We start from the raw sequence: 23,556 nt of genomic DNA on the forward strand, positions 1-23,556 counted from the left end.
TGACATGCCCCAAATAATAGTACAGTAGATAACTGTGTACCTTTCCAATTTTTCAGCGTCATCAATTTCAAGAAAACATGGGTACTTTCTGGGGATCCTTGTTTATGTATTTCTGAGAAGTGTGGGTTTAATCAAAAAAACTAGATATTGCAATTTTTTAATAAGGTAAAAGGTTAAATTCATAACTTAATATTAAAATAGTAATTTATTTATAAATGAGCGTGGCGGATTTACTCCTCAAATTACACATTGAGACGAATACATTTAACCAATGAAAGCCCACACTTTGTCTTTTTTATTAATCTAAACGCCTCATCTTTAGCTTGGACTTGATATCCCTCTTAATATTTCGAATTCCACCCTCCAATTTATTGTTTATTTATTGTTTATTTATTGTTATATATGTTTGATTTTTGTTTTGTTATTTTATTATAATTATCTTTTTTGTTATTTTGTTTATTTTGCGCTTTTAAGGAGAAAAAGTGAAAAGTATTTTGGGAGCCTTTTTAGCGTTACTGTCAATATCAGTTAACGCTTCATTTGAACAAGCATATACGCCTATTCGTGTTGGCAATATAACTATATTTGTACCAATAGAATTAGTGCCCGATAAGGTTGCTTATCTGTCAGTTAATCATCGTTCTAATGATGTTAGTTTAGCTTGGTCGAAAGTAGATGATGCACAGTATTACCAAATTCAACACTCCATAAATGGTCAGTGGGTGTTTATCAGTGAAAATTATACTAAAACGCATTATTTAGCTGGGGCTTCATCCGGTCAATTTAGAGTCAGGGCATGCCATCAATATGATTGTGGAGATTGGCAGTCTCAAATTAGAAGTGTTCAAGAGCCGCTTAATATTCAAGCATTTTTCAGTAACAGTGCGCGCTCAAATGAAAGCGGTCAATTATCCATAGGGTGGTCCGTAAAAGGCGCGTCAAGTGTCACGCTCACTCAAAAAGTGGCCGGCTCAGTGGTGTCAAGTAAATCAGGGCTTCATCCGGTTCAAGGCATGACCACAACCCCGATTCATGGCCTGACGGAGTTTACATTGAATGTTTACGGCTTTGATGGAGAGGTAATACGTAAAAGTCTTTTAGCAACCTCTAAACCCAAATTCCCAATTCAGCTGCAAGGACATAAAGGTCACTACAGGCAGCCGCTGTATGAGTCATCTCTTGATATTGTTGAGAACAGCATCGTAGAGCACGATGATAACCTCTTTTTTGCAACCCATGACGGTTTGTTATTTTTTTACCAAGGGCTTAGAAGCAGTGACGGGGAAGTGCAATGGCGTCACGGTTGGAATATACAGTTAGACGGTGTGGTTAACAACGCACCGATAGTAGAGAATGACTTTTTATACTTTACCGAAAGTCATTTTGATAATACCGGTCGAGTGTGCCATGTGCGCTGGTTAGATGGTTCAGCCAAAGTGTGCACAAATACAACACAGAGCAATTTACTGGCTAGCCCAGTTTTAGTTCGACAGGCGCCAGAAGAAAATTTAGGCTTTTTTGCAAGTGCGAAGCGCTTTGCCATGTCATTTTCTCAAAGTAACCCACAGCCAGCCCAGGTGCAAACAGGGCTTTATATCTTTCATCGAGACGGCACCATTGATGTGCTAGACCCAGATAATAATTTGACGCTTATACGTAAGTTGTCCTTACGTGAGAGCATCAGTCAAGCAAAAGGCATAGTGAATACGCCAGCATTGGTGATGGACCAAGATGTTGATGTATATCAGCCTCAGTTCATTATCCAGCAAGCAAACGAATTAATGGGGGTCAATGTACCAGCGGTTATAGAAGCCCCTCAGCCATCAGTGATGGAGTCCTTTAGCCAGTGGTTTAGTTCAAGTTCAGAGCCAGTCGTGAGGAGTGAAATGGCTGGGCAGCAAACACAGTCAACTCCAGAGGAGCTTAAAGTTGTTTGGAGGGAAGGGATATGAAGTCATTCATCAAGCTATTATTTGTAACTTCCGTATGTTTTAGTGCAAACATTTACGCAAATATTTTCATTGAAGATCATTGTGAGCGTTCGGATATTAATACAGTAGTTGGCAAAGACAACCATATAAAGTTTCTCAAGGGGAGTGACGTTTTACCATATATTTACCCTTGGAGCGGCTGGAAGGACGGTCAGGTAAGGTTAATAAAAGGTAATTTATATTTAATAAATAAAACAGTACATGACGGTCATGAAGCTCCATTTGACTATAAATTTAGTGAGGCAGGTACATACCTAGCAACTTATGAGCATGAATATTGCTACTCTGAACCTCATTTTTGTGTGTCACAGGTTTATTGCCGTAGAACAATCAATGTAGTTAATCGCACTAAACCGAGCATTAGCTCTCGCACTCACTCGGGTAACTCCAATACCCATTCGATGGACCATGACTTTACAACGACCTTTGAAATTACGGACTCAGGTAAAGATTTAACGTCTTTTAAAATATATAACGGCACAAGTGCTAAAACCTGTGCTATTTCAAATAGCTCAAAGGTCAATACCTGCTCATATACGCTGTCAAAAAGTGACATGACCGCCAAGCAGTATACGTTTTCAGTAAAAGCGATTGATAATCTGGGTGATGAAGTGTCCGGGTCCTTTAAAGTCACTATGCAGGAGGCGAATACCCCCCCAACCGTTACCTTGAGCGTAAACAATACGAAAGGAGCGTTATCGGTCAGCTCAGCACCCACTGTGAATGTAAAGTATGGTGACCAGGTGGCGGCGGTGATAACCGCATCAGATATCAATGATGCTTCAGGCAATCAGTTATCCGACCTTGAGCTGAATGCCGGCAATGGCTGGGAGAGCGCAAAAACCTTCTTTGGCAATAATACACATGCATACAACAATGCGTGCCAAATCGGAGGAAATTCTGCTAATTGCACAATCCCGTTGACCATATACTCAGATACGACAATACAAGCGCGTGCGCGGGATAAAGCTGATGCTGTATCTACAATTAAAGCGGTGAAAGTCAATGGTGTGGTACCGCCTGTGCCGCATATTAGCGCGAGTAATACTGCGCCATTTGTAGGGGATGTAATCACACTCACCGCAACAGTTGATAGCGCGGCAGATTTAGCTGATTATCACCTGTGTGCGTTTAATGTAACCGGTATAAATGCTGATAACGGGTGTTCATCGGCCCTTGCACAATGTGCGCATTCAGATAAGCCCTGCACTAAAAGCGTGAGTAGTACAAGTGCGGGTACTCGTATCTACACTGTGTATGCGAAAAAAATACTCGGTGACCCCAAGGGGCATGCTGTTACGGTTAACTTTCAAAACCATTATGGCGTTGTGTTTACCAATCCACGACAGAAAAATTATGATGTTGGTGATAAAGTCGTGTTTCGTGCCAAAGCATCTTCACTGGGTGCTCAGTCCACGCACATCACAAAGCTAGAGTTATTTGAAGGCAGTGACGCGACAGGCAGAAAGCTCAGTGGTGTCAGCGTTAGCCCTGCGTTACCCATTGCCCTTGAAAAAGGGGAGTCTAAGGCAAAAAACATCATTGTGCAGTGGACGACCACTTCAGCTGATGTGGGCTATAACAAAACCTATACATTGGTTGCCACAGATAACAAAAATAATAAAGCGCGTACATCGTTGACCGGAGTGAGTATTGAGAGCCCGGTGCCAAATACCCCGAGTATTGCGCAGATCTCAGTAACAAAAGAGTCGGCAGACAATGGTCAATACCTCGCGACTATTTCAGGGTTGAGTAATACTAGGCGCATTCATTATAAGGTGTTTATTGACGGCCAAGTAGTGACAAATCAGACCAATGTTAATGTGACTCAGACAAGCTATTCTTTCTCAATTCATACCCAAGTACCACACCATGGTAAAGCGTTATTTGTTGAAGCCTTTGCTGAGAATTACAATAACTCTAATCCCAATGATGTTGTCTCTAGCCAGACAAAATATTCTAATAGCGTCAACATCGAAAACTTTGAAATGGCACCGCATTCGCCCGTATTTGATGATTTGCCAAGTCAAGTTGGCGGGGCATATGCTGTGCAGTGGCAGGCAAATACAGACGGTGTTACCACGCAATACAAGCTGCATTCATGGCCGGGATTACCGAGTGACAAGCCTAATTCTGAGCTTACACAGCATGCATTACCCGCTCTGTTGTCCACATCATTTCAGGTTAATGCCCCGAGTTTAGGTCGTTATACATATCAAATTACAGCCTGTAACAGCCAAAATAAGTGCACAATCGGGCAGCAGGTGACGATAGAGCATATCGCGCCCTTTTTTAGTGCGGGTGAAATACAACCCTGTACAATAGACGCGCTAGATAGTGGCCAAACCTCGTTTCAGTTAACTGCACAAGGCGTTGGCTTTACGCCGAATAAGACGTTGTATGTTCGAGTGAGAAAAACGGGCGAAACATTCAGTTTTCCCGCGACAGTGCTGGGCAATACGATATCAGCAGAAGTCAATGAGCGTGCTTGTCGTGGTTATTTAAATGGCGGGTTGGCGTTAACCTTATTTAATGGCGTAAAGAATGCGTCAAAAGGATTAAAAGACACCTTAGTCATTGACAATACGGGGTCTGAAGTACGGCCAGAACTGTCGAGTGAAGCGTTCACAGTCAGTGAAAATCATTATTTGTATGTTGGTGAAACTGACGGTTTGCGAGCATATAAATTAAATACATCGACCGGTTTGGTTGATGTTTGGAAGCATCAATTTGAAGCCGCTTTATCTAATGCCATTGTCGCCAAACCTTTAGTGATGAGTAACAACGCGGTCGATGAAATTTATGTGGGCAGTTTAAATCATCGCTTTTATAAACTAACCCATGATCCGTTACAAGCTGAGCTAAATAAGCGGAAGGTTTTAAACTGGGTTTTACAAACCCAAGGCCCTATCAGAGCACAGGCTGGCATAGATACACAGCAAAACCTGTATGTGGGCTCCATGGATGAAGCACTTTATTCAGTCAGTACTGAAACTGGCCATGTTCAGTGGCATTATGCGTTCCCTAAAAGTGGCGGGATAGTTTTACAACCCACCGTTTCGGGGTCAGGGCATATCTATGTAACAACCCAAGACGGTGAGTTACATGTGATTGATAATCGTATGATTGGTGCCAATGCAATTAAATGGCAAGATGTGAGTAGCTTGGCCAGTGCCTATGCACAGGAATTAAAAGCCTGGGAACTCGCACAGTGGCAACCGGACCAATCCCATACGGATGTAATCGGTCTTGCCAAAGCCATGTATGTGTTGCTACAGCGCGCACCAACAAAAAATGAATTAAGTTTTTTGGCCTATTTGCTGGCCAATGAACACCCTTATAACGAAATCATTAGCGTGCTGATAAACGCTAATCCTGACTTGGCCAATGCAAGTAATGCACAATTTATTGAGCGTCTATTTTACTATTTACTGGGCGAAGCCTCATCGACAGTTGTGCTCAGTGGTGGCGAGTTAGGGTCGGGCAATCAAGCATATTGGGTATCTGTACTTGAATCAGGGGGTCACCCGCGCAGATGTGACAATGGCACTGTTAGGGCATGCACGCACGCAATATGAAAGTGCTGTAAAGAGCCTACTTTACTACTTATACAGTCATTGCTTGGAAACGCTGTACTGCGACTATGACTTTGATACTGATGGTGACGGGCTAAGCGACCGCGCGGAAGATGAGCTGGGCTCTAACCCTGTCGACCCTGGAGATGGACTGGTGGCACCTACGCTGAAAGTGACTCATAACGGCAATGGCAATGTACGTATTGAAGTCTCAACGACCGGCCATGTCAGTGAATACCAGTTATTTGAGGAGCATGACCCTGAAGCGTATAAATTAGGTCAACAGTTTTCCGCGGATAAGGGGGCCCAAGATAACTTAACAACCTTGTATAAGCAATTTGGTAATGGTCTTTATCACTTTAAAGCCAAAGCCTGTATTGAGGTGTCTACTGAATATAATGGCACGCGGTTACAGTGTAGTAATGATTATTCTAATCAAGTACAGCTTAAAATTGAAAGCAGTGCGATTGAGTCTCCGATCAGTGTTGTCTTACCGAATACCCAAGCCAGTCAGCATACCTTGAGCCACAGTGCGTTGAGTAACCACGCAGAGTTACAGCCAACGACTGGTCATTTTAGAGTCACTGAGTCAGGTGCCGCGGCATATAGCATTCCCATTGCACTGCCAGCGGGGATAACGGGGGTGCAACCCGAGGTCAGCCTCAATTATCACTCTCAAAGCCCTGATAGCACCGTCGCGTTGGGGTGGAGCCTCGCTGCAGGGTCAAGCATTAGTCGCTGTCGTCAAACAAAAGCACAAGACGGTCAGTTTAAAGGCCTGACGCTCACAGACGAAGACCGCTACTGTTTGAATGGTCAGCGATTGATCAGCACGGAGGGCTCTGCGGGGAGCTCTGTTGATGGTGCAACGATTGAACAGGAGTACGTCACAGAGATTGACAGCCAAGTGTCTGTATTGCGTGTGTCGCGCGGTGGTAACACCTGGTTTGTGGTAAAAGGCAAAGATGGGTCGACTTCACAGTATGGTGAAACGGCGCTCAGTCGCGTGAGTATCACCAATAGTGAGGGTAATGAGTCGACGCTTTCATGGCTGATAAGTGAGGTTCAAGACAATAAACGACAAGATGCCACAACCATTAAATATCACTATACCGATGCTGTGGGCTCTAGTGCACTCGGGGCCTCAGAAAGAGTACTGAGCTACATCGAATACAGCGGTCATCGCGTCGAATTTAATTACTCCGTGGGGGAAATTCGTAGCACCAGCTATGTCGATCAAGCTGAGGTGCAGCAGCGCGCGCGCTTATCAGAAATTGTGGTTAAAAACCACTTAGGTGACGAGCTCAGCACGTACGCATTAAGCTTTAAGACAGCAAATAACGGTGTCCGTCTGTTAGAGCAAGTGCAGCAGTGTCGCAATAGCGTTTGCCGCAAGCCCATCAAATTTGACTATGACGCGTTTGCGACAGCACTCAATTTTGAGGCTGAAAGCCAAGTCATGATAGCGAGTTCCGTCGATTGGGATCATGAACCGCAGAAAATGGCTGCTGTCACGCTGGCGGACTTACAAGGTGATGGCAAACCAGAGCTGGTGACCTTGGTACGCGTCGATCAAGGCCGCAAGTTTTATCGACTATGTGTGTATCAAGGGAACACTTATCAACGTCCAGAAGAACTATCTTGCAAATTGATCGGACGCGGTGATGACCATGAGAGTGTCGTGTTGTTTGCGATGGACCCAGATCAAGATGGCAAGCACGCCTTGGTTGTTAATTTGCGTGCGGAGCACTCTGATAATGCCCACGATCAATACTGGGAGATGTACAGTTTAGATGGGTCGGGTGCCTTACGAAGCCATGCTTTACCGAAAGGCTGGGATCCAAAGCAATACATGAGAGAAATAAAGCCAGCTGATATGAACGGCGATGGCTATGCTGATCTATTCTTCAAGCAAAAGAAAGATGATGCAAACCTCTATGTCAAAATTTGGCAGCCTAGTGATAACAGCTACGCTGATTCAATCAGATTGACAACAACGAACTCAGAAGTTGGGTTTGATTCGCGTGGCAGCTTTACCCAAAAAGGCACAGATTGGCAGGTGATGGATCTCAACTTTGATGGATTAGCGGATATTGTCTCTTTACGTTGTGATAACCACCAAAAATGTGATGATTATGAGGCTAAACGTATTTCGGTTCATTATAACCAAGGGGGAGATAAAGACGGTACCTTTAATCGTTTTAGTGGGTTAAATATCGCATACGAAGGCAAAATTGAGCAGCTCACGCCTGCGGATGTCAATGGCGATGGGCTTGTTGATATTATCTATCTAGGGTCTGACTTTATAAATAATGATATTAAACGCTGGAAAGTGCTGCTGAATAAATCGAGTAGTGAAACAGCATTTAGGCAGGCCATGTATTTAACTGCATATTCAGATACGCACCGCTCAGGCACTGTGTCCGAACATATCCCCCCGATGCTGAGTGATCTGGATAAAGATGGCAAAGTGGAGCTGTACTTCAAAAACGGATCGGGTAGCGCATGGACGCAATATGAGTGGTCACCAGAGCAACAGACCTTTGAAGAAGTCACTCACTCGGCCTTTAACGCTCCAATAAACCATGAAAATGGCCACTATGCGTTTTTTGCTGATTACAATAATGATGGTGTGTCGGATATGCTCATTAAGGATGAGTGGGGAATTACAGTTAAATATAATATCGCCCAATCACCAACCGAAGGGCTGCTCACTGGTATTACACAGGGGTTTGGTATTAACACCACCGTACATTATGGGCTAATGACTGACCCAGAAGTATATAGTGATCTGGATGAAGAGTTAGCAACCGATACGGCACAGTTTGCTCAAGATGGCCTAAAGGTAAGAAAAGTCATTGGGCCAAGCACGCTGGTTCGTCGCGTTCTAACAGATAGCCCAAGTACTGATAGTGCGATCACACGCAGCAAAGTTGAGTACCATTACCAAGGCGCAAGGGTGCAATTTGGTGGCCGCGGTATGCTGGGCTTTAAAGCCTTGACAACCAAAGTATTAAAGAAAGGCACAGGTGATGCGCAAGGTACAGTATTTACGACCACGACACGCTATCATCAAGCCTTTCCGTTAACTGGTATGCCTTATTCAACAGAAAAGCGTATGGGAGAAGGTACCTTATTAAGCATTGCCAAAAACGGGTATGAAAAGGTGTCGACGACACAACAAGGTGGCGCGCTTTCTTATCAAGTGTATAACTCACGATCTCGCGAATGTAGTGCTGTTGTTGATTCTGATTTTACGATTGGTTTACATACCTGTACGGACACGCGCACAGTGCAAGACAGTTATGCCAATGTAACTGAATTAGATACAGCCACATACCAGGTGGATGTTGGCGGAGTGTCTGCCTTTATTGATGGTGGCGCAGCTGGGGAAAATGGCAACTTGGCGGCGTTAGCGAAGACAGTACTCACAGAAAATACCTATGGGTCAAGCCCCGTTGAGAAAAAATACGGCAGGTTGACTAACACGAAGGTGACGACGTCTGTGCCAGCGAGTGACACCGGTAGCAACATTGTCAGAAGCAGTGACTTCACTTATTACCCAGGCGGGCATGCACACAGCTATATGCTGCAAAAGGAAATTGTTGGGTTAGGCCTAGGTTGTAACATGGAGCTGACAACAGAATATAGTTACGACCACCTTGGCAATAAAACGCAAACGGCAACCAGCAACTCGGGCTGCCCTGAAGGTGAGCAAGAAACGCGCTTCACCAAGTATATATTTGATAATGAGGGCCGTTATATAAATTACACCGAGCAATGGAGTAGTGACAATACAGGGCTCGTCATGACCAGCCCTAAAGTGTTAAGCCGTAATGCATTTGGCTCTGCGGTTAAAGTCCAAGATGTGCATGACGTGGAAACAGACACGCAGTATGACCAATTTGGAGGCAAAGTCGGGCAATATACCAGCACAGGTGCTCAGTCATATAAATATATGACTTATTGTTCTGATGGTGCAGATTGCGGTGCGCAATTGAATACAGAGGTGAACGGCGAATTGGTTGCTGTTGAGTTCATCGATAAAATGGGCCGACCCTATCATTCGAGTAAAGTCGATGCCACAGGGCAGTGGCTGATCAGTACCGCCAAGTTTGATGAGTATGGTCGAAATATCACGGTTAAATCGGCAGGCTCTGATGCGGTGTCATCGAAATATGACGTGTTAGACAGAGTGACGTCAGTCGATGACCCGAATACGAATACGCTCACGACCCACACAGTGACAGGCCTTGTCTCGAGTACGACAATTTCAGGCTCGGACATGGTTGATCAAGTGAAGACGTCAACCACCAATATACTGGGTCAGGTGGTGTCTTCAAGTCAAAACAGGGGGGCTGCGGTTAACTTCACTTATTATGATGACGGCAGTAAGAAAGACACGCGTTCTGATGCTGAAGCCGTTGGCAAGCAGTTGCTGATGTCGCTGTCTTATGATGCGCTGGGTCGTAAACTGACTCAAACAGATGCAGATCGTGGAGATTGGTCGTACACCTATAATGCCTTTGGAGAGCTAGTGACTCAGACAGATCCCCGAGGTGTGGTGCTAACAATGAGTTACGATGGCTTTGGTCGTAAGATTAAGCAAACACAAACGACGCCAGAGGGAGAAGTAATCAATGAAGGCAGCAGTGAATGGCACTATGGTACAAGCACGGAAGATGTGCACCTGTTGTTGTCTGCAAATCAAAGCGATGATTGGCAGCAAAATTATTATTACGACACCTTTGGTCGAACTGCGGCAGTATTAACAAGCCTTGATGGGGTAAGCCATTGCGCATCAAAAGTGGCCTTTAATACAGCCAGTAATGACTTACAGATTCTTGATCCGGCGCTTAAAGATCCGTTAACCAGTAAATGTGTGATCCAACAAACGGCCTATGACGAATACAGTCGTGTTGCACTGCAGTTTGATGATTACCGCCGCTTACACAGGGGGAGTCAGGAGTATATTGAGGCGCGTGGTGTGGCGTTTGAATATGCATACAATCAAGTGCGTGCAAAAACAGAAGCGCGTGAGGGTAGCCAAGGTCAAAATTATTACCGCATCCTAGATACCAACGAACGTGGACAGGTGATCAGCTACCAAAAAGGTAACGTAACTATGTCTGTGGGCTATGATGCCAAGGGCATGTTGAGCTCTATTGTCAGTACGAGTCACGCTGCCATTCAATCAGATAGCTACCAGTTTGATAGCATAGGCAATTTGGTGTCACGCGCACAGTTGGGTATGGAAAAAAGGGATTATCATTATGATGATTTAAACCGTGTTCTTGGCGTGAATGGCGTTGACTTATTTGCGTACTCCGCATCTGGTAACTTGGAAACTAAAGCAGAGTATCGGGTACATGATACGCCAAAGTGTGATGGCTCGAACGTTGAAATCATTGCAAAGTGGACGCAAAACTACGGCGAAGACGCAAAGCCACTGCATGCGATTACTAGCCGAACAAAAGAAGTGGGTAACGCATGTGCACAGAGCAGCGCTGCAATGAGCACTGTAAATAGTGAAACCTTTTCATACGATGCGAACGGCAATGAAACGAGTGTGAAAGAGGGCTCGGTGTCAATTCGGAGCATCAAATATAGTGCACGTAACAAAGCCGTTGAAATTCAAAGCAAAGGTGAGCTTGTTACGTTTAGCTATGATGTGAATAACCGACGCTTTAAGCGGAGTGAAGCCAACCAGACGATATATTATGTGGGTGCATTACAGCTGACTATCCCGCGTAGTGCAGAGCAAGAGTCATTCATTAATCGTTATATTGGTAATGATGCACAACAAACTTACTATGGAACGGGCCAAAGTAGGACCAAATGGATGTTTACCGACCATCAAGGCTCTACCATTGCCATAACAAACAGTGAATATAAGTTACTGAAGCGCTTTGCTTATGACATCTTTGGCAAGCAAATTGAGGTTAAGCTAGATGAGTCGGACGTGCAAGCTCACTTTGCATTGGAAGCCAAGTTACCGATATTTGATAGTGTTTCGAGTAACTTTAAAGCATATACAGGGCATGAGCCTGTGTCGCTGGGCGGAGAGAACCGCATCATTCATATGAATGGTCGGATCTACGATGCAGATACAGGGCGGTTTATGCAAGCGGATCCGTTTGTGCAAGCGCCGAATAATTTGCAGAATTATAATGCTTACACATACGTGCTTAATAATCCGCTGTCTTATACGGATCCGAGTGGGTATTTGTTTAAGAAGTTGTTGAAAGGAATTAAGAAGTATTGGAAAGTAGCTGTGGCGGCTGTAGCTTCGTATTACACGTTTGGCGCTGCGTCTGGATGGGCTTCTGCATGGGCAGCTGGGACTGGAGGGTTTAGTGCAACAGCGGCGGCTGCTATTGGATATACTGCTGGTGGCGCCGCTGCGGGTTTAGTTGGCGGAGCAATTACATCAGGCTCGCTTAAAGGAGCACTTAGAGGGGCTTTAAGTGGCGCTATAATGGGAGGCATTGGAGGTTCATTGAGTGGTGTTGAAGCATTTGTGGCTAGCGGTTTGGCTGGCGGCATCATTACTGACTTGGAAGGTGGAAAGTTTAGTTCAGGGTTTTTCAGCGCTGGCATTGGGGCAGCTATGGGAGGAAGGTTTGGTAAAAATCCCTACACCCAAGTAATCGGTTCTGCAGTAGTCGGTGGAACGATATCTAAATTGACAGGCGGTAAATTTTCAAATGGAGCAATTTCTGCGGCCTTTGCTGCTGCTATGAGAGCTGATTGGAAATCGGATCCAATTCCTGAAAACTCTAACGTGGCATTTGTTGGCGGTGCTACAGACGACACAAATCCATTTAACAAAGTTGTGAGAAGTGCATACGATGAACACATCGACAAATATGGAAAAGATTCAGCAGTGTATTTTGAGAATACTCAACATAAAGAACTGGCGTTATGGATAGACCAAAGGAATGGTAATGGAACTGTTATTGCTCATAGTTATGGTGCAGATATGGCCGCTCAAGTTATTGCTGATGGTCACTCTGTAGCTAGATTGGTTACGGTAGATCCCGTAGGTTGGTCGAAGCCTAACTTTTCTAAGGTTGCAGCAAATTCAGGAGTGTGGCAAAACTACGACGCTGGAGATTCTTTGAAGAGCTTTAACAATGTTGTTGCAACTGTAGGTGGAGCTTGGAATTCGGCACCAGCAAATTATGCAACATCTCACCAAAGGTACAAACAACTAGATCATGTCCAAATATGCCAGGTTTTCTGTAAATATTAAGAGTAAGATTATGAAAAGATACTTGATGATAATTTACCTATCGTTACTGGCTTCATGCACTACGCATGGAGTTGGTAGCAGCCCAAAAATTGAGTTTCAAAAATATGAAAAAGTAAAGCGAAAAATGGTTAAACTTTTTCCAGATTACAAGAAAAAGTCAGAAGTCAGAGAGCTAATAGAGCTAACGATTTCATCTGATGTTGAACTTTTTGCATTAAGTTTAAACAAGTCAACAACTTTGAGAGCGAGTATTGGTTTGTGTGAAGATGGAAAGGACATGCCGGAGTTAGCTTTCAATTCGGTTTTTTTAGATGGGAAAACAATAGAATACTATTTGATTAATGACCATGAACCTAGCGTCGAAGGCAAAGCTGACTTTAAATATCAACTTTATATAAACTACGCTGTTTTAAAAAAACAAATTAAGGTGCAAGATACTTTATGCGCTGAAATAATAGGTTCTAGCTATGGAAATTATTTTAGATCGAATGTAATTGAGTTGCCTTTGGATAATTACTGAACTTCAAATTAATTATACAAGATACGCAATCTAAGGCCCCAGAATTAGCTGGGGCTTTTTCATGTTTGGTCGCGTTTCGCCGATTTTTTGGTCACGCCTATCTGACCTGTGTGGTCGCATCTATCGACTTTCTGGTCCAAGTGGAGTGCTATATACAATTGTATATAGCGGTGTATGTGACCAGCGGTGTCACTTTACTGTTGCCACATGGTCGATTGTCCGTGACCACTTTGGTCAATCAAATTTAACCAAAACGGGTTGGTCAGTTGTGAGGAAGTGATAATTTAGGGTACAACTGACGGTTTGGAAAAAGTTGTAAGTATTCTGCCAAGTCAGTTTTAAATCTATGACTTAAAGGAAGTGGTTCTCTGTATGATTTATGTCTGATCTGGTTCAGATTCTTTGTTAGCCAATATAATCCTCTTCCTGTTGTTGGTATGCTGTATTCAATATTAGCGTGAACATTTTCTAGCTCGCCGATGATTTGGTCCTCATCAGCTTCTATATACAATTCTATAAATTTGAAAAAGCTCCTATCTCGCCCTAAGCTAAATGCCTTGTAATAAAGGTGATATAAAAATTTTAGCTTTGTAATGAAGTGATAAAGTTCTATTCCTCTAAAATAATCTTCACCATCTGAATTGAAAAATAACACGTCATTTTTAAGTTGAGAAGTTGCATATAAAATCTTTTCAATATGTGGGAAAACATAGGGTTCAAATGCTAACACAGCTAATTGTAATTTTATTTTTTCCATGAGTGCCATGTGTACTTTTATTTTTGAACTGATTTTGTGAAATCTGAACAATATAAGTAGATATATTAAGCGGTGTATCAGAAATAAGTCACGGCCGGGCTGTAAAAGACGTTTCTTTATAGGCTTAAAATACGGCATATCAGTTGATGAGTATGGAAGTAGGAGTTTGTAAGGTATGTGTATAGGAAGCCCGGTTAATAATTTTTTGATGTTTTCGCGGCTAAATTTCAAAGGATCTAAAAGGCGCCATAAAGGGCTTTGGTAAAATTCTTCACACAGATAAAAAGAAGACTCTTTACACACGGTTTTTCTAGTACGCAAGCTAACACCATATTTCCCGGATTGGATCCTGTTTGCTGTACTCGACGGTTTATCTGACTGCTTATTTATCCATTTCTTTTTTAGCAGTTGATCAAAATATTGTGCACTGGGGATTGCGCCTCTCTTATATGCGACTAGGTCACGCCAACATTGTCCACGTAAATATGCTGTATTTGGGCTTAATTTAAACGCAAAAATTACATGTTGTGGCCAAGGAGTCGTGAGTGGGTCTATATCTATCATTGAGTTACCTCACGAATTCTGAGTTTATTTCTGTCACTTTTTTAAAAAAAGTGACGGTAGCACTTTTTAAGTTTAGTGCTATTTTTGCAATATTGATTGTGTCAATGAGGTGAATGGGAGGGTCTATGTCAGCGGTTTCAGGCAATTTGCCAAGTGGGTCCACACACTCAGATTCAGGTAAGCCTGACTTTGAAAAGGTCTTGGTAGCCAAATACGGTGTATTGATCCCTCCGGCAGAAGTATGGCGAGTGTTGGGCTACCCAAGTCACAATGCATACAGGAAAGCAATTCAAAAGAAAGAGTTACCTATTCCAGTATTCCAGTATTCCAGATTAATAATAGAAAAGGCAGGTTTGCGTTTTCTATAGACGTGGCTAATTGGATGAATCGCATATGGGAGGAAAAAGTGACAAAAAACACATGAACCTAAATATTGTTACGGCACATAAAGCGAAAAAGCCAAAGTTGTAGCTTTGGCTCTCTCTAAAATAGTCGAATTTCTTGCGTCCGACTATTTGAGTAAAGCTTGAAATCGATAACCTGTCAACTCATACAATGTGACTGGTCAGTGGGTGTGTGCCTTTTTTGGAGGTATTTATGCTAACTTTCGATAAACTCAGAGAAATCACACGGGTCTGTGAACTTAGGCCTGATTGTAGTAACCGAGAGGGAGGAAAACTTACTAATTGTTCCCATCAAGTATTTGGGAAAATGAAGAAAATCGTCCAAAAATCGCAGCTGTCTTTTGCGTATGTTGACTCTATTAGCGATGACGCTATCGCTAAGATTTTTTATCCTAATTTAATTAAGCGAGTACGCAAAGGTAAACGCTTGCCCAGCAAAGAACGGATCATCGAAACCAGAGTAAAAAGGAAGGGGAAAAGAAGGCTTACTTGGGCAAAACTGTTCTTAGAATACGAATCAGTAGATGAAAAAACGGCTTATCGGCTAACACAGTTTAAATTTCTAGCCAGACAAATGATATTAGAATATCAAGCGTCAATGAAACAGTTTTATGAGCCTGGAGAGTGCCTATTTATCGACTATGCAGGGCTAACTGTTTCAGTGAAAGAAAATGGCCGAGTAACTCGCTTATTTGTATTTGTCGCTGTGTTGGGGTTTTCAAAAAGGTTGTTTGCTTTTGCTACTCGGGGTATGACCACCAGGGATTGGCTTTTAGCGCTTAAAAAGGCATTTAATTTTTTTGCCGGCGTTACTGAAGTGGTCCATAGTGATAATACAGTAGCGTTGGTTAAAAAGTCGGGGTTACTCCCTTTATATACGGATGAAGCAAAACATTTTTTTAGATTTTATAACTGTTTAGCAGATACATCGCGTGTAGCAAAATCGCAGGATAATGCTTTGGCCGAAAATGGTGTCAGTATAGTGACGTATCGCATTCTCAATTATATGCAAGACATGATGTTTACCAGTGTGGATGATGCGAATGCATATATTCTTCGTGAAGTGAACAAGATAAATGCTGCTAAGTTTCAATCTGAATCATTCAGTCGGGATGACTTATTTTACAAAAGTGAAAAAGGCACACTGGCCGATTTACCTAAACATGAATATCAGCACATCATTTATCAGAAGTTATTAACGGTTCCAAAAACATACCTGATTTCATATGAAGGGCATCTTTATTCTGTACCCCATAAATATATTGGAAAGCGGGTGGAAATACGCGTGTATGAAAATGGTGTAATGGATATACTCAACCGACATGAACTCGTTACTCAACATCATGTTAGCAAGCGCACAAGTGGCGCGACGATTGTTCGAGAACATATGCCTATTGCCCATCAAAAGGATGCTGAAAAAACAAAAGAGTTTTTTGTCGCTTGGGGGCATGAGATAGGTGTTGCTGCTCAACAGATGACGCTAAAGCAATATGACTTTACCAGAAACACGCGCTCTCGACATATTGGTAAGCGGTGCATAGCGCTTCAGAAATGCTGTAACAAAGTTGGTGCAGCTGTTTTTGAAATGGCCTGCGCTTACGCACTGAAAAAGCAACAATATCATCCTACTTACGTCGATATGGTCGCAAGGGCGAGACCATGGGAGTTTTTAGCCGAAACAAAACCTGGGTTCAAACACGATAACATTCGTGGACCTGAATACTATGGAGGCTCTTCTCATGGATAAACTAACAATTAAGCAGTTGTGTGCCAATTTACGTTTAAGTGAGCTGTCAATTGCATTTGAAGAACAGTATCGAGAAAGTGCATACAAAAACATGGTTTTTGAGGACCGTTTACGTGAGTTACTTCAAGTTCAATATGATGCTGACAATGTAAAGCGCAGAGCTAGAATGGGGCAACAAGCGCACCTCAGGTGGCCAGATGCGACCATTGAAGACTGTTTTAAACGCCATATCGAGCATCGACGACTTCTCGCGGACATTTTAATGGAATTCGATTGGGTAGGCAGAAACGAAAACATTGTGATCACAGGTAAAACGGGGGTCGGTAAAACTCATCTAGCTTGTGCAATTGCCAATGCGGCGATGAATAAGGGTATCACAGTACTATTTAAACGTTTTTACAATCTTTTGTTGGAGTTAGTCGCTGCGGAAAATGAAATGAATCTAAAGCGCTTTAGAAACAAATTGAATCGTACGAATATAGTGATATTGGATGATTGGGGCCTTGCCCCCTTGTGTGATAGAGAGCGTCATTTACTGTTTGAGTTCATAGAGTCACGAGAGTGTAAAGCATCACTGATCATCACATCACAGTATGATACTAAAGATTGGTATGGTGCGTTTCAAGATCATACTTTAGCTGATTCAGTTCTTGATAGAATTGTATCTTATGCACATGTCATAAAATTGGAAGGCGACTCAGCTAGGTGTATTGCACGCGAGGGAGAAGACAATGAATAAGTCAAAACCCTCGAATGTGGCACAGTTTGACCAGAACGTTTTTGAGCAGACATTACCACAGATCAGCCATTATTATCGTCAGTCACTTTTATCGTCGAGTGAAACTATTCAGTGGTTCAACGAGCGGCTGGAGACCAAAAAGCTCTGTCTGCCTTTACTTGGATATGCAAATAGGACGTTGGGAAACCAGCTTTTGTCACCGCGCAGTAAAGAAGGGCAGCTCTTACGCGGTGCGCTTAAGCGTTTAGGAATATTGAAGCCAAGTGGTCATGAAAGGCTTAGTGGCTCAGCGCTCGTTTTATTGCATTGCGGCTCAGCACTTCACGCTATTTACGGTGAGCGCATAGGTCGATGCTCTGGTCACTGTAGCAGGCAGCAGTGGCTTGTATTTCAAAGTGAATTAGAGATATATAAGCCACCTTCGGACTTAAAAACAGCCTATCTGATGGCTATCACCCTTCAATCTAAGTATGAGGAGGCTAATCATGCATAAGTCTATTACTGTGTTTGAGCAATCTATACTAGAGAGCTACGGAGAGCGCCGCCTTGCAGATGGCTACTCAGTTAATACTGTTGAAAAGCAAAGTAATAATTTACAGTTTTTTTTGATCTGGTTGCATACGCAAACACAACAGTGCCTAACAGGTGTAAACCAAAAGCACTTCGACCAATATAAGGTTTATCTTTGCCGCTATGTAAGCCCTAAAACTCATGCAAAGCTTAACCCTACGACTTGCCGTAAACGGGCCACGGATGTTCGAACATTTTATAAAGAGCTCATGTTTATGGGCATTTTAAAGAGTAACCCTTTACAGAATGCCAAAAGCCCGAAGGCCCCCAAGCCGGTTGTAAGGGCTTTACTCACTCAAGAGCAGGTTGAGTGGTTGATGAGCCAAACAGTGGATTTTGGCATGTATGGGCTTAGGGATAGAGCTATTTTAGAGTGCTACTATGGTGTGGCGGCGCGAAGAATGGAGCTGGCAGAGCTCACTTTGAAAGATATACAACTTGAAGGTGAAAAGTGTTTTGTGCTTGTTGAAAAAGGTAAAGGTGGAAAAGGTCGATATATTCCACTTTATCCTAGGACTGCATTTTGGTTGAGTCAGTACTTAAAGCATGTTCGACCCAAGTTAGCATCACTTTGCTCGAGTTTACATGTGTTTTTAGACAGCAGAGGAAAAAAGTTTAACGGCGCACAATTAAGCAGGCTTGTACGTAAGTACCTGTTAATGGCTGGCTTGGATGTTGGTGCAGCATGCAATGCACTGCGCCACTCTGCGGCAACACACCTGATGGAACATGGCGCAAATGTAAGAGACATACAGGAATACCTAGGACACTCAGATATCTCTACAACGCAAGTATATTTGACAGTGACGCAACTGCAATTAAGGAAGACGTTAAGTAGGTGTCACCCCGCAGCACTGAGTGAGGCACCTAAAGGGCTTGCAGTAAAAGGTTATTTGAATTGATTGCGCTAACTTTAGGCAAATACATAGCCGACTGCAGCAATGCAGTCGACTTTTTTAATCACATTGATGCAAGCTGAAGGAGTATTTTAAAGTTCTAATTTAGGTTAAAGCAAGAAACGATGCATTCTTGACGATATTTGCCGTAATTTTTTTACGGCAAATATCGTTCTTATGTTAGAGTTACTAAAACGTTTTGTTCGGAAGACCTACTATGTTGGTAAAAGTAGCAGTTAAAGGTTTTAGAAACTTTAACAATTGGTTTGAGTTTGATTTTAGATCTCGTAAAGCATATGAGTTTAACAGCAATGTTTTGCGTGGTGACCTAATCAAGCACTCGATGGTTTACGGTAAAAATGGTAAGGGTAAGTCTAATCTAGGGCTAGCGATCCTAGATATTACTTGTCACCTTAATGATGTAAACGTCCTACCTTCATTGAGTTCTAATTATTTAAATGCTGATTCAGAAAGTGAATTAGCTGAATTCAAATATCAGTTCGATTTCGATGGTATAGAGGTTGTTTATGAGTATGGGAAATCCGATTTCAAAACTACGGTTTATGAAAAGCTAACAATTGATTCTGAGCTTGTTCTTCAGCTAGATAGGCGAGATAGTGATATTGCAAAGTTTGGATTTATTGGAGCTGAATCACTCCGAAATGACTTTTCCTCACGTGCAATTTCTGCTGTAAAATTTATAAGCTCTTCTGCACTGTTGGCCGACAATACAGTTAACAGTACATTCTTTAAATTTATTGAGTTTGTTGCTGGAATGGTATTTTTCAGAACACTTAATAGAAACAAAGAATTTCATGGGCAGGTGATTGACTCAAAAAGGTTGTCACAAGCAATTATTGAAAAAGGCAAAGTAAAAGACTTTGAAGAGTTTTTAAATGCGTCTGGAGTTGAATGTAAGCTCCAAATTAATGGCCCAAAGTATGATGAAGTTATTGAGTTTGTTTTCGGTAGTAAAAATATTGAATTCTCACTTGTTGCTTCAACAGGAACTATGTCTTTGGGGGTTTTCTACTATTGGTATCTTAAGTTATTAAGCAATGAAATTAGCTTTGCTTTCATAGACGAGTTTGACGCTTACTATCATTTTTCACTATCAAAAAACATTGTTCGGAAGTTGTCAGAGCTTCAGTGTCAAACAGTGTTAACTACGCATAATATTAGCCTGATGTCTAATGAACTATTGCGACCAGACTGTTATTTTTTACTTGATGATGTGCAGAAACCTTTCTACTCACTGGTTGATAAAGAGCTACGTAAAGCGCACAACCTAGAAAAGATTTATAAAGGGCTGTCTTAAAATGCAAAGTGTCATTCTATGCGTTTTTGAAGGTGAAAAGCGAGAACATCAATATTTTAACAATTTACAAAAACACTTTCTTGATGGGAGTAATATTGTTAAATGTAGCTTTGGCAATGACATTTACGAACTTTATAAAGCGTTAGTAAAAGAGGAGTATGCTGTAGATACATTAGAAGTTATTAAGGAGTCAAAAGATGTTCCAAAAAATAGAGAGCTGCTTGCCGGTTACGAAGTAGATGACATTAACCAAATCTATTTGTTTTTCGATATGGACTGTCATGACGGGCAATACTCTGAGCAAAAACTTACAGATATGGTTGACTACTTCTCAGATGAAACAGATATGGGGAAGCTATTCATTAGTTACCCTATGATTGAAGCTATAAGAGACCTAGAGAGTATTGACGAGTTTATGGACAAGGTAGTGACTCTTCAAGAATGTGTGAATTACAAAAAACTCTCAGCTCGAGGAGTCAAAGAATTAAGCGATCCCCGTAAAGTTTCTAAGAATATGTGGTTCACATTGGTCGAGCTTAATGTTAAAAAAGCTTGCAGAGTAGTGAGTGATCTACTTGAAAATGATCTAGAGCAGTTAGCCCTTCCAGAGCAATTAGATATTGCCGTTTCTCAATGCCAAGCACTTGAACAGAGGAATATTGTTTTTGTTCTCAGCGCATTCCCTATTTTTCTCTTCCACCAATATGGCCAAGATTTTATATCTGGCAACTGATCTCCACATTTTTTAATGGGGGTAAAGGGAGCTTCAATGTATGTTGCTCCCCATACAACTAATTTAATTTGTATCCCAAGATCACATTCGCTCATATGAATGGTCGGATCTTTGATGCAGATACTGGCCGATTTATGCAGGCGGATCCGTTTGTTCAGGCGCCGAGTAATTTGCAGAACTATAACGCGTATAGTTATGTGCTGAATAATCCACTGAGTTATACAGATCCGAGTGGGTATTTGTTTAAGAAGCTTGGGAAGTTCTTGAAGAAAAACTGGCGGACGATAGCGGCGATAGGCGGCGCATATGTGACATTTGGACTGACGACTGGAGCTTGGACATTTGGGGAGATGGCTAAACTGGCTGCGACAGAATTGGTGCTAGGTGGAGCTGCTGCTGGTGCTGTTAATGGTGCTATCTCAACGGGAACACTTAAAGGCGCGCTGACAGGGGCGGCTAGTGGAGCCATATTTGGCGCAATTGGTGGCGCTGGCCTTGGTGGTTTTGAAGGCTTTGCAATTAGTGGTCTCGCTGGAGGAATGATGTCTGTGATGCAGGATGGTAAATTTGGTCATGGTTTTATCAGTGCAGGTATAGGCTCGGCCACTGGTGGCATGTTTGGGAAAGGCCCTCTGAATCGAATTATTGGATCTGCTATTGTTGGCGGTACAGTGTCTACGATTACAGGTGGCAAGTTTGCGAATGGCGCTATGACAGCTGCTTTTGCTACGGTGTTGAGGGCTGATTGGGGTGAGCATAGCCATGCTTCAGGTAAAGGTAATCTAGATTTTGAGACTGAGGGCACCGAAGAAGAGAGGCTGCAAAGGTTTAAAGAAATAAAAGGAGATGAGAAACGCGTTGTGTTCAAGGATATTTATGTTGGAAGGGAGGTTACTGAAAAAGGTAAAATTGTATTGACTGAATTTGAGAATGCGACAAAGTTCAAGACATGGCTCAGGAGTTCACCAGCTGGATCCAAAAGGGGGTATCTAAATGCGGAACATATAAATTACTTTATTACAGATAAAATTATATTATACCGTACAGCTGTTATGGGTTTCTCTGGTTCACGATACTTGCCGAATGGGGAAAGCTTTACGCGAAATTTTACCCCTCTAGAAAATGGCCATGTATTGTTGGGTCATGAAATTGCTCATCGCCATGGTATTGACACTGGGAATAACCTTAGGGCCCACGTAAATGCTAATCTAGAAGGCATTAAACGTTGTAAATCTTTTAGTATGTGTGGAGACTAGTAAATGAAGCAGCAAATTATATTATTAATTTTAACCTTGTTCCCCGTTTGTTCATTTGCAGACAGTTATAACAACTTTAGTTTGACAGACAGAATGTCGGTAACTGAAGTGGAGAATATTGTAATAGGTACGGTTCTTGAAGTTTTGCAGAAGCCTAGCGAAGGTAGTTGCTTTAGCTTTGTATACAAGCTCAAAGTGGAAGAATCTTTAAAAGGAACCTTAATAAAAGACAAAGTAGTCACTATAGGTCTAAATGTTTATTCAATAAACGCTAAAGCAGGGCAAAAGCAGCTTATATTCTTGGATAACCCCCCTAAATCCATGGGCTCAAGTTGTAGTATTGGAAAATTTGGCACTAATAATTTTTTTATAACAACTGGCTATTCGATAGGTGTTTATGAAATAGCAAGTGACTCGACCAAAGTAGAAAAGGTTAATACGAAAGCTTGCTTTTCTAAGCCAGTAATATTTGAAAAACTTTTATCCATGAAAAAAGGGGTATCTAATTGTAAAATGTATTATGGCAATCTCTCAGAGTTAGTACGCGGCATTAAAGCGAATCTAACTAAAAATCAAATAAAGTAATTACATAGGACATACACATTTTTGTTCCTAAATTATTTATAGAAGGTCATTTTTACAATTACCCGAGAGCCCCAGCAACTGCTGGGGCTTTTCTGTTTCTGGTCGCGCTTCGCCGATTTTTTGGTCGCGCCTATTTGACCTGTGTGGTCGCATCTATCGGCTTTGTGGTCCAAGTGGAGTGCTATATACATTTAACTCTTCTTGATGGTAAAACAAAGCAATTAGCATCAATAGAGGGGGAAAATGTCGAGCTGTTCCGAATCCGTTATCAAAATCAAGATTTATTTTATGAAAAAGACAGAACTGAAAAAAATTGTTGAAAGTTATGGGTTTAATAAAGGCCCGTCGGTTGATAGCTCTCTTATATATTTTTATGGTATCGATGAACGATACTCTATTGGGGTAATAATATCTAATCATAAAGTAGGGAGTGTACCACAAATTCAGTACGGTATTTATGATGGTTGCCTTGCAAAGGTATGGCGGAAAATTAGTGATTTTGACTTGGCGGAAGACTACTGTTTAACAGTACAACACTCATTGAATTATCGGGTGTTGCGAGATGGTAGAGTGATGCCTATTGAGCAAGTATTTGATGAAAAATTCTTTAGAGCTTTCATAGAAAGCTTTATAGAAATAATATAGG

Annotated in this window: 15 protein-coding genes; 14 read left to right on the forward strand and 1 reads right to left on the reverse strand. The window is 42.1% G+C overall.

Translation table 11 applies throughout. From position 1 onward, the window contains the following. The first annotated feature begins 482 nt into the window (after positions 1 to 482). The 4 genes from L1077_RS09795 to L1077_RS09810 are packed head-to-tail and all read left to right on the forward strand — an operon-like array spanning position 483 to position 13,341. Entirely contained in the window at positions 483 to 1,952 is a 1,470-nt protein-coding gene (locus L1077_RS09795) for a hypothetical protein (RefSeq protein WP_237136663.1), read from the forward strand. Continuing rightward, positions 1,949 to 5,569, forward strand: coding sequence for an outer membrane protein assembly factor BamB family protein (locus L1077_RS09800; RefSeq protein ID WP_237136664.1), 3,621 nt, complete (start codon positions 1,949 to 1,951; stop codon positions 5,567 to 5,569). Before L1077_RS09795 ends, L1077_RS09800 begins: the two co-directional genes overlap by 4 nt. After that, positions 5,502 to 12,821 (forward strand): FG-GAP-like repeat-containing protein, encoded by a 7,320-nt coding sequence (locus L1077_RS09805; RefSeq protein ID WP_237136665.1) that lies wholly within the window; start codon positions 5,502 to 5,504, stop codon positions 12,819 to 12,821. The genes L1077_RS09800 and L1077_RS09805 overlap by 68 nt, the downstream gene beginning before the upstream one ends. A gap of 10 nt (positions 12,822 to 12,831) precedes the next feature. After that, complete coding sequence (locus L1077_RS09810) at positions 12,832 to 13,341, forward strand: hypothetical protein (RefSeq protein WP_237136666.1); 510 nt, start codon at positions 12,832 to 12,834, stop codon at positions 13,339 to 13,341. Between the two features lie 262 nt (positions 13,342 to 13,603). On the opposite strand, the gene L1077_RS09815 is transcribed toward L1077_RS09810, so the two are convergent. Continuing rightward, entirely contained in the window at positions 13,604 to 14,662 is a 1,059-nt protein-coding gene (locus L1077_RS09815; RefSeq protein ID WP_237136667.1) for a hypothetical protein, read from the reverse strand. A gap of 125 nt (positions 14,663 to 14,787) precedes the next feature. On the opposite strand from L1077_RS09815, the gene L1077_RS09820 reads away from it, so the two are divergent. From L1077_RS09820 to L1077_RS09865, 10 genes are all read left to right on the forward strand, one after another. Continuing rightward, positions 14,788 to 15,030 (forward strand): hypothetical protein, encoded by a 243-nt coding sequence (locus tag L1077_RS09820; protein ID WP_237136668.1) that lies wholly within the window; start codon positions 14,788 to 14,790, stop codon positions 15,028 to 15,030. A 343-nt stretch (positions 15,031 to 15,373) separates the two neighbouring features. Beyond that, complete coding sequence (locus L1077_RS09825; RefSeq protein ID WP_237136669.1) at positions 15,374 to 16,813, forward strand: Mu transposase domain-containing protein; 1,440 nt, start codon at positions 15,374 to 15,376, stop codon at positions 16,811 to 16,813. Next, the gene (locus L1077_RS09830; protein WP_237136670.1) at positions 16,806 to 17,552 is read left to right on the forward strand and encodes an ATP-binding protein; all 747 of its coding nucleotides are present in this window, start codon (positions 16,806 to 16,808) and stop codon (positions 17,550 to 17,552) included. The genes L1077_RS09825 and L1077_RS09830 overlap by 8 nt, the downstream gene beginning before the upstream one ends. Continuing rightward, complete coding sequence (locus tag L1077_RS09835) at positions 17,545 to 18,045, forward strand: hypothetical protein (RefSeq protein WP_237136671.1); 501 nt, start codon at positions 17,545 to 17,547, stop codon at positions 18,043 to 18,045. Before L1077_RS09830 ends, L1077_RS09835 begins: the two co-directional genes overlap by 8 nt. Beyond that, entirely contained in the window at positions 18,038 to 19,024 is a 987-nt protein-coding gene (locus L1077_RS09840) for a tyrosine-type recombinase/integrase (RefSeq protein WP_237136672.1), read from the forward strand. Before L1077_RS09835 ends, L1077_RS09840 begins: the two co-directional genes overlap by 8 nt. A 211-nt stretch (positions 19,025 to 19,235) precedes the next feature. After that, positions 19,236 to 20,336, forward strand: coding sequence for an ATP-binding protein (locus L1077_RS09845; protein ID WP_237136673.1), 1,101 nt, complete (start codon positions 19,236 to 19,238; stop codon positions 20,334 to 20,336). Position 20,337: 1 nt separating this feature from the next. Further along, a complete protein-coding gene (locus L1077_RS09850) occupies positions 20,338 to 21,069 on the forward strand; it encodes a hypothetical protein (protein WP_237136674.1) in 732 nt (243 codons plus the stop codon). 95 nt (positions 21,070 to 21,164) lie between these two features. After that, a complete protein-coding gene (locus L1077_RS09855; RefSeq protein ID WP_237136675.1) occupies positions 21,165 to 22,325 on the forward strand; it encodes an RHS repeat-associated core domain-containing protein in 1,161 nt (386 codons plus the stop codon). Between the two features lie 3 nt (positions 22,326 to 22,328). Beyond that, entirely contained in the window at positions 22,329 to 22,910 is a 582-nt protein-coding gene (locus L1077_RS09860) for a hypothetical protein (RefSeq protein ID WP_211037531.1), read from the forward strand. Positions 22,911 to 23,198: 288 nt separating this feature from the next. Continuing rightward, a complete protein-coding gene (locus tag L1077_RS09865; RefSeq protein WP_237136676.1) occupies positions 23,199 to 23,555 on the forward strand; it encodes a hypothetical protein in 357 nt (118 codons plus the stop codon). Position 23,556: the final 1 nt, after the last annotated feature.

This window comes from Pseudoalteromonas luteoviolacea (genome assembly GCF_021654285.1).
In the GTDB taxonomy this organism is placed as follows: Bacteria; Pseudomonadota; Gammaproteobacteria; order Enterobacterales; family Alteromonadaceae; genus Pseudoalteromonas; species Pseudoalteromonas luteoviolacea_J.

Coding starts and splice junctions, on each gene's coding strand:
- L1077_RS09800 (WP_237136664.1), top strand. CDS start 1,949: ATGAAGTCATTCATCAAGCTATTATTTGTAACTTCCGTATGTTTTAGT.
- L1077_RS09810 (WP_237136666.1), top strand. CDS start 12,832: ATGAAAAGATACTTGATGATAATTTACCTATCGTTACTGGCTTCATGC.
- L1077_RS09815 (WP_237136667.1), bottom strand. CDS start 14,662: ATGATAGATATAGACCCACTCACGACTCCTTGGCCACAACATGTAATT.
- L1077_RS09820 (WP_237136668.1), top strand. CDS start 14,788: ATGTCAGCGGTTTCAGGCAATTTGCCAAGTGGGTCCACACACTCAGAT.
- L1077_RS09825 (WP_237136669.1), top strand. CDS start 15,374: ATGAAGAAAATCGTCCAAAAATCGCAGCTGTCTTTTGCGTATGTTGAC.
- L1077_RS09830 (WP_237136670.1), top strand. CDS start 16,806: ATGGATAAACTAACAATTAAGCAGTTGTGTGCCAATTTACGTTTAAGT.
- L1077_RS09835 (WP_237136671.1), top strand. CDS start 17,545: ATGAATAAGTCAAAACCCTCGAATGTGGCACAGTTTGACCAGAACGTT.
- L1077_RS09840 (WP_237136672.1), top strand. CDS start 18,038: ATGCATAAGTCTATTACTGTGTTTGAGCAATCTATACTAGAGAGCTAC.
- L1077_RS09845 (WP_237136673.1), top strand. CDS start 19,236: ATGTTGGTAAAAGTAGCAGTTAAAGGTTTTAGAAACTTTAACAATTGG.
- L1077_RS09850 (WP_237136674.1), top strand. CDS start 20,338: ATGCAAAGTGTCATTCTATGCGTTTTTGAAGGTGAAAAGCGAGAACAT.
- L1077_RS09855 (WP_237136675.1), top strand. CDS start 21,165: ATGAATGGTCGGATCTTTGATGCAGATACTGGCCGATTTATGCAGGCG.
- L1077_RS09860 (WP_211037531.1), top strand. CDS start 22,329: ATGAAGCAGCAAATTATATTATTAATTTTAACCTTGTTCCCCGTTTGT.
- L1077_RS09865 (WP_237136676.1), top strand. CDS start 23,199: ATGAAAAAGACAGAACTGAAAAAAATTGTTGAAAGTTATGGGTTTAAT.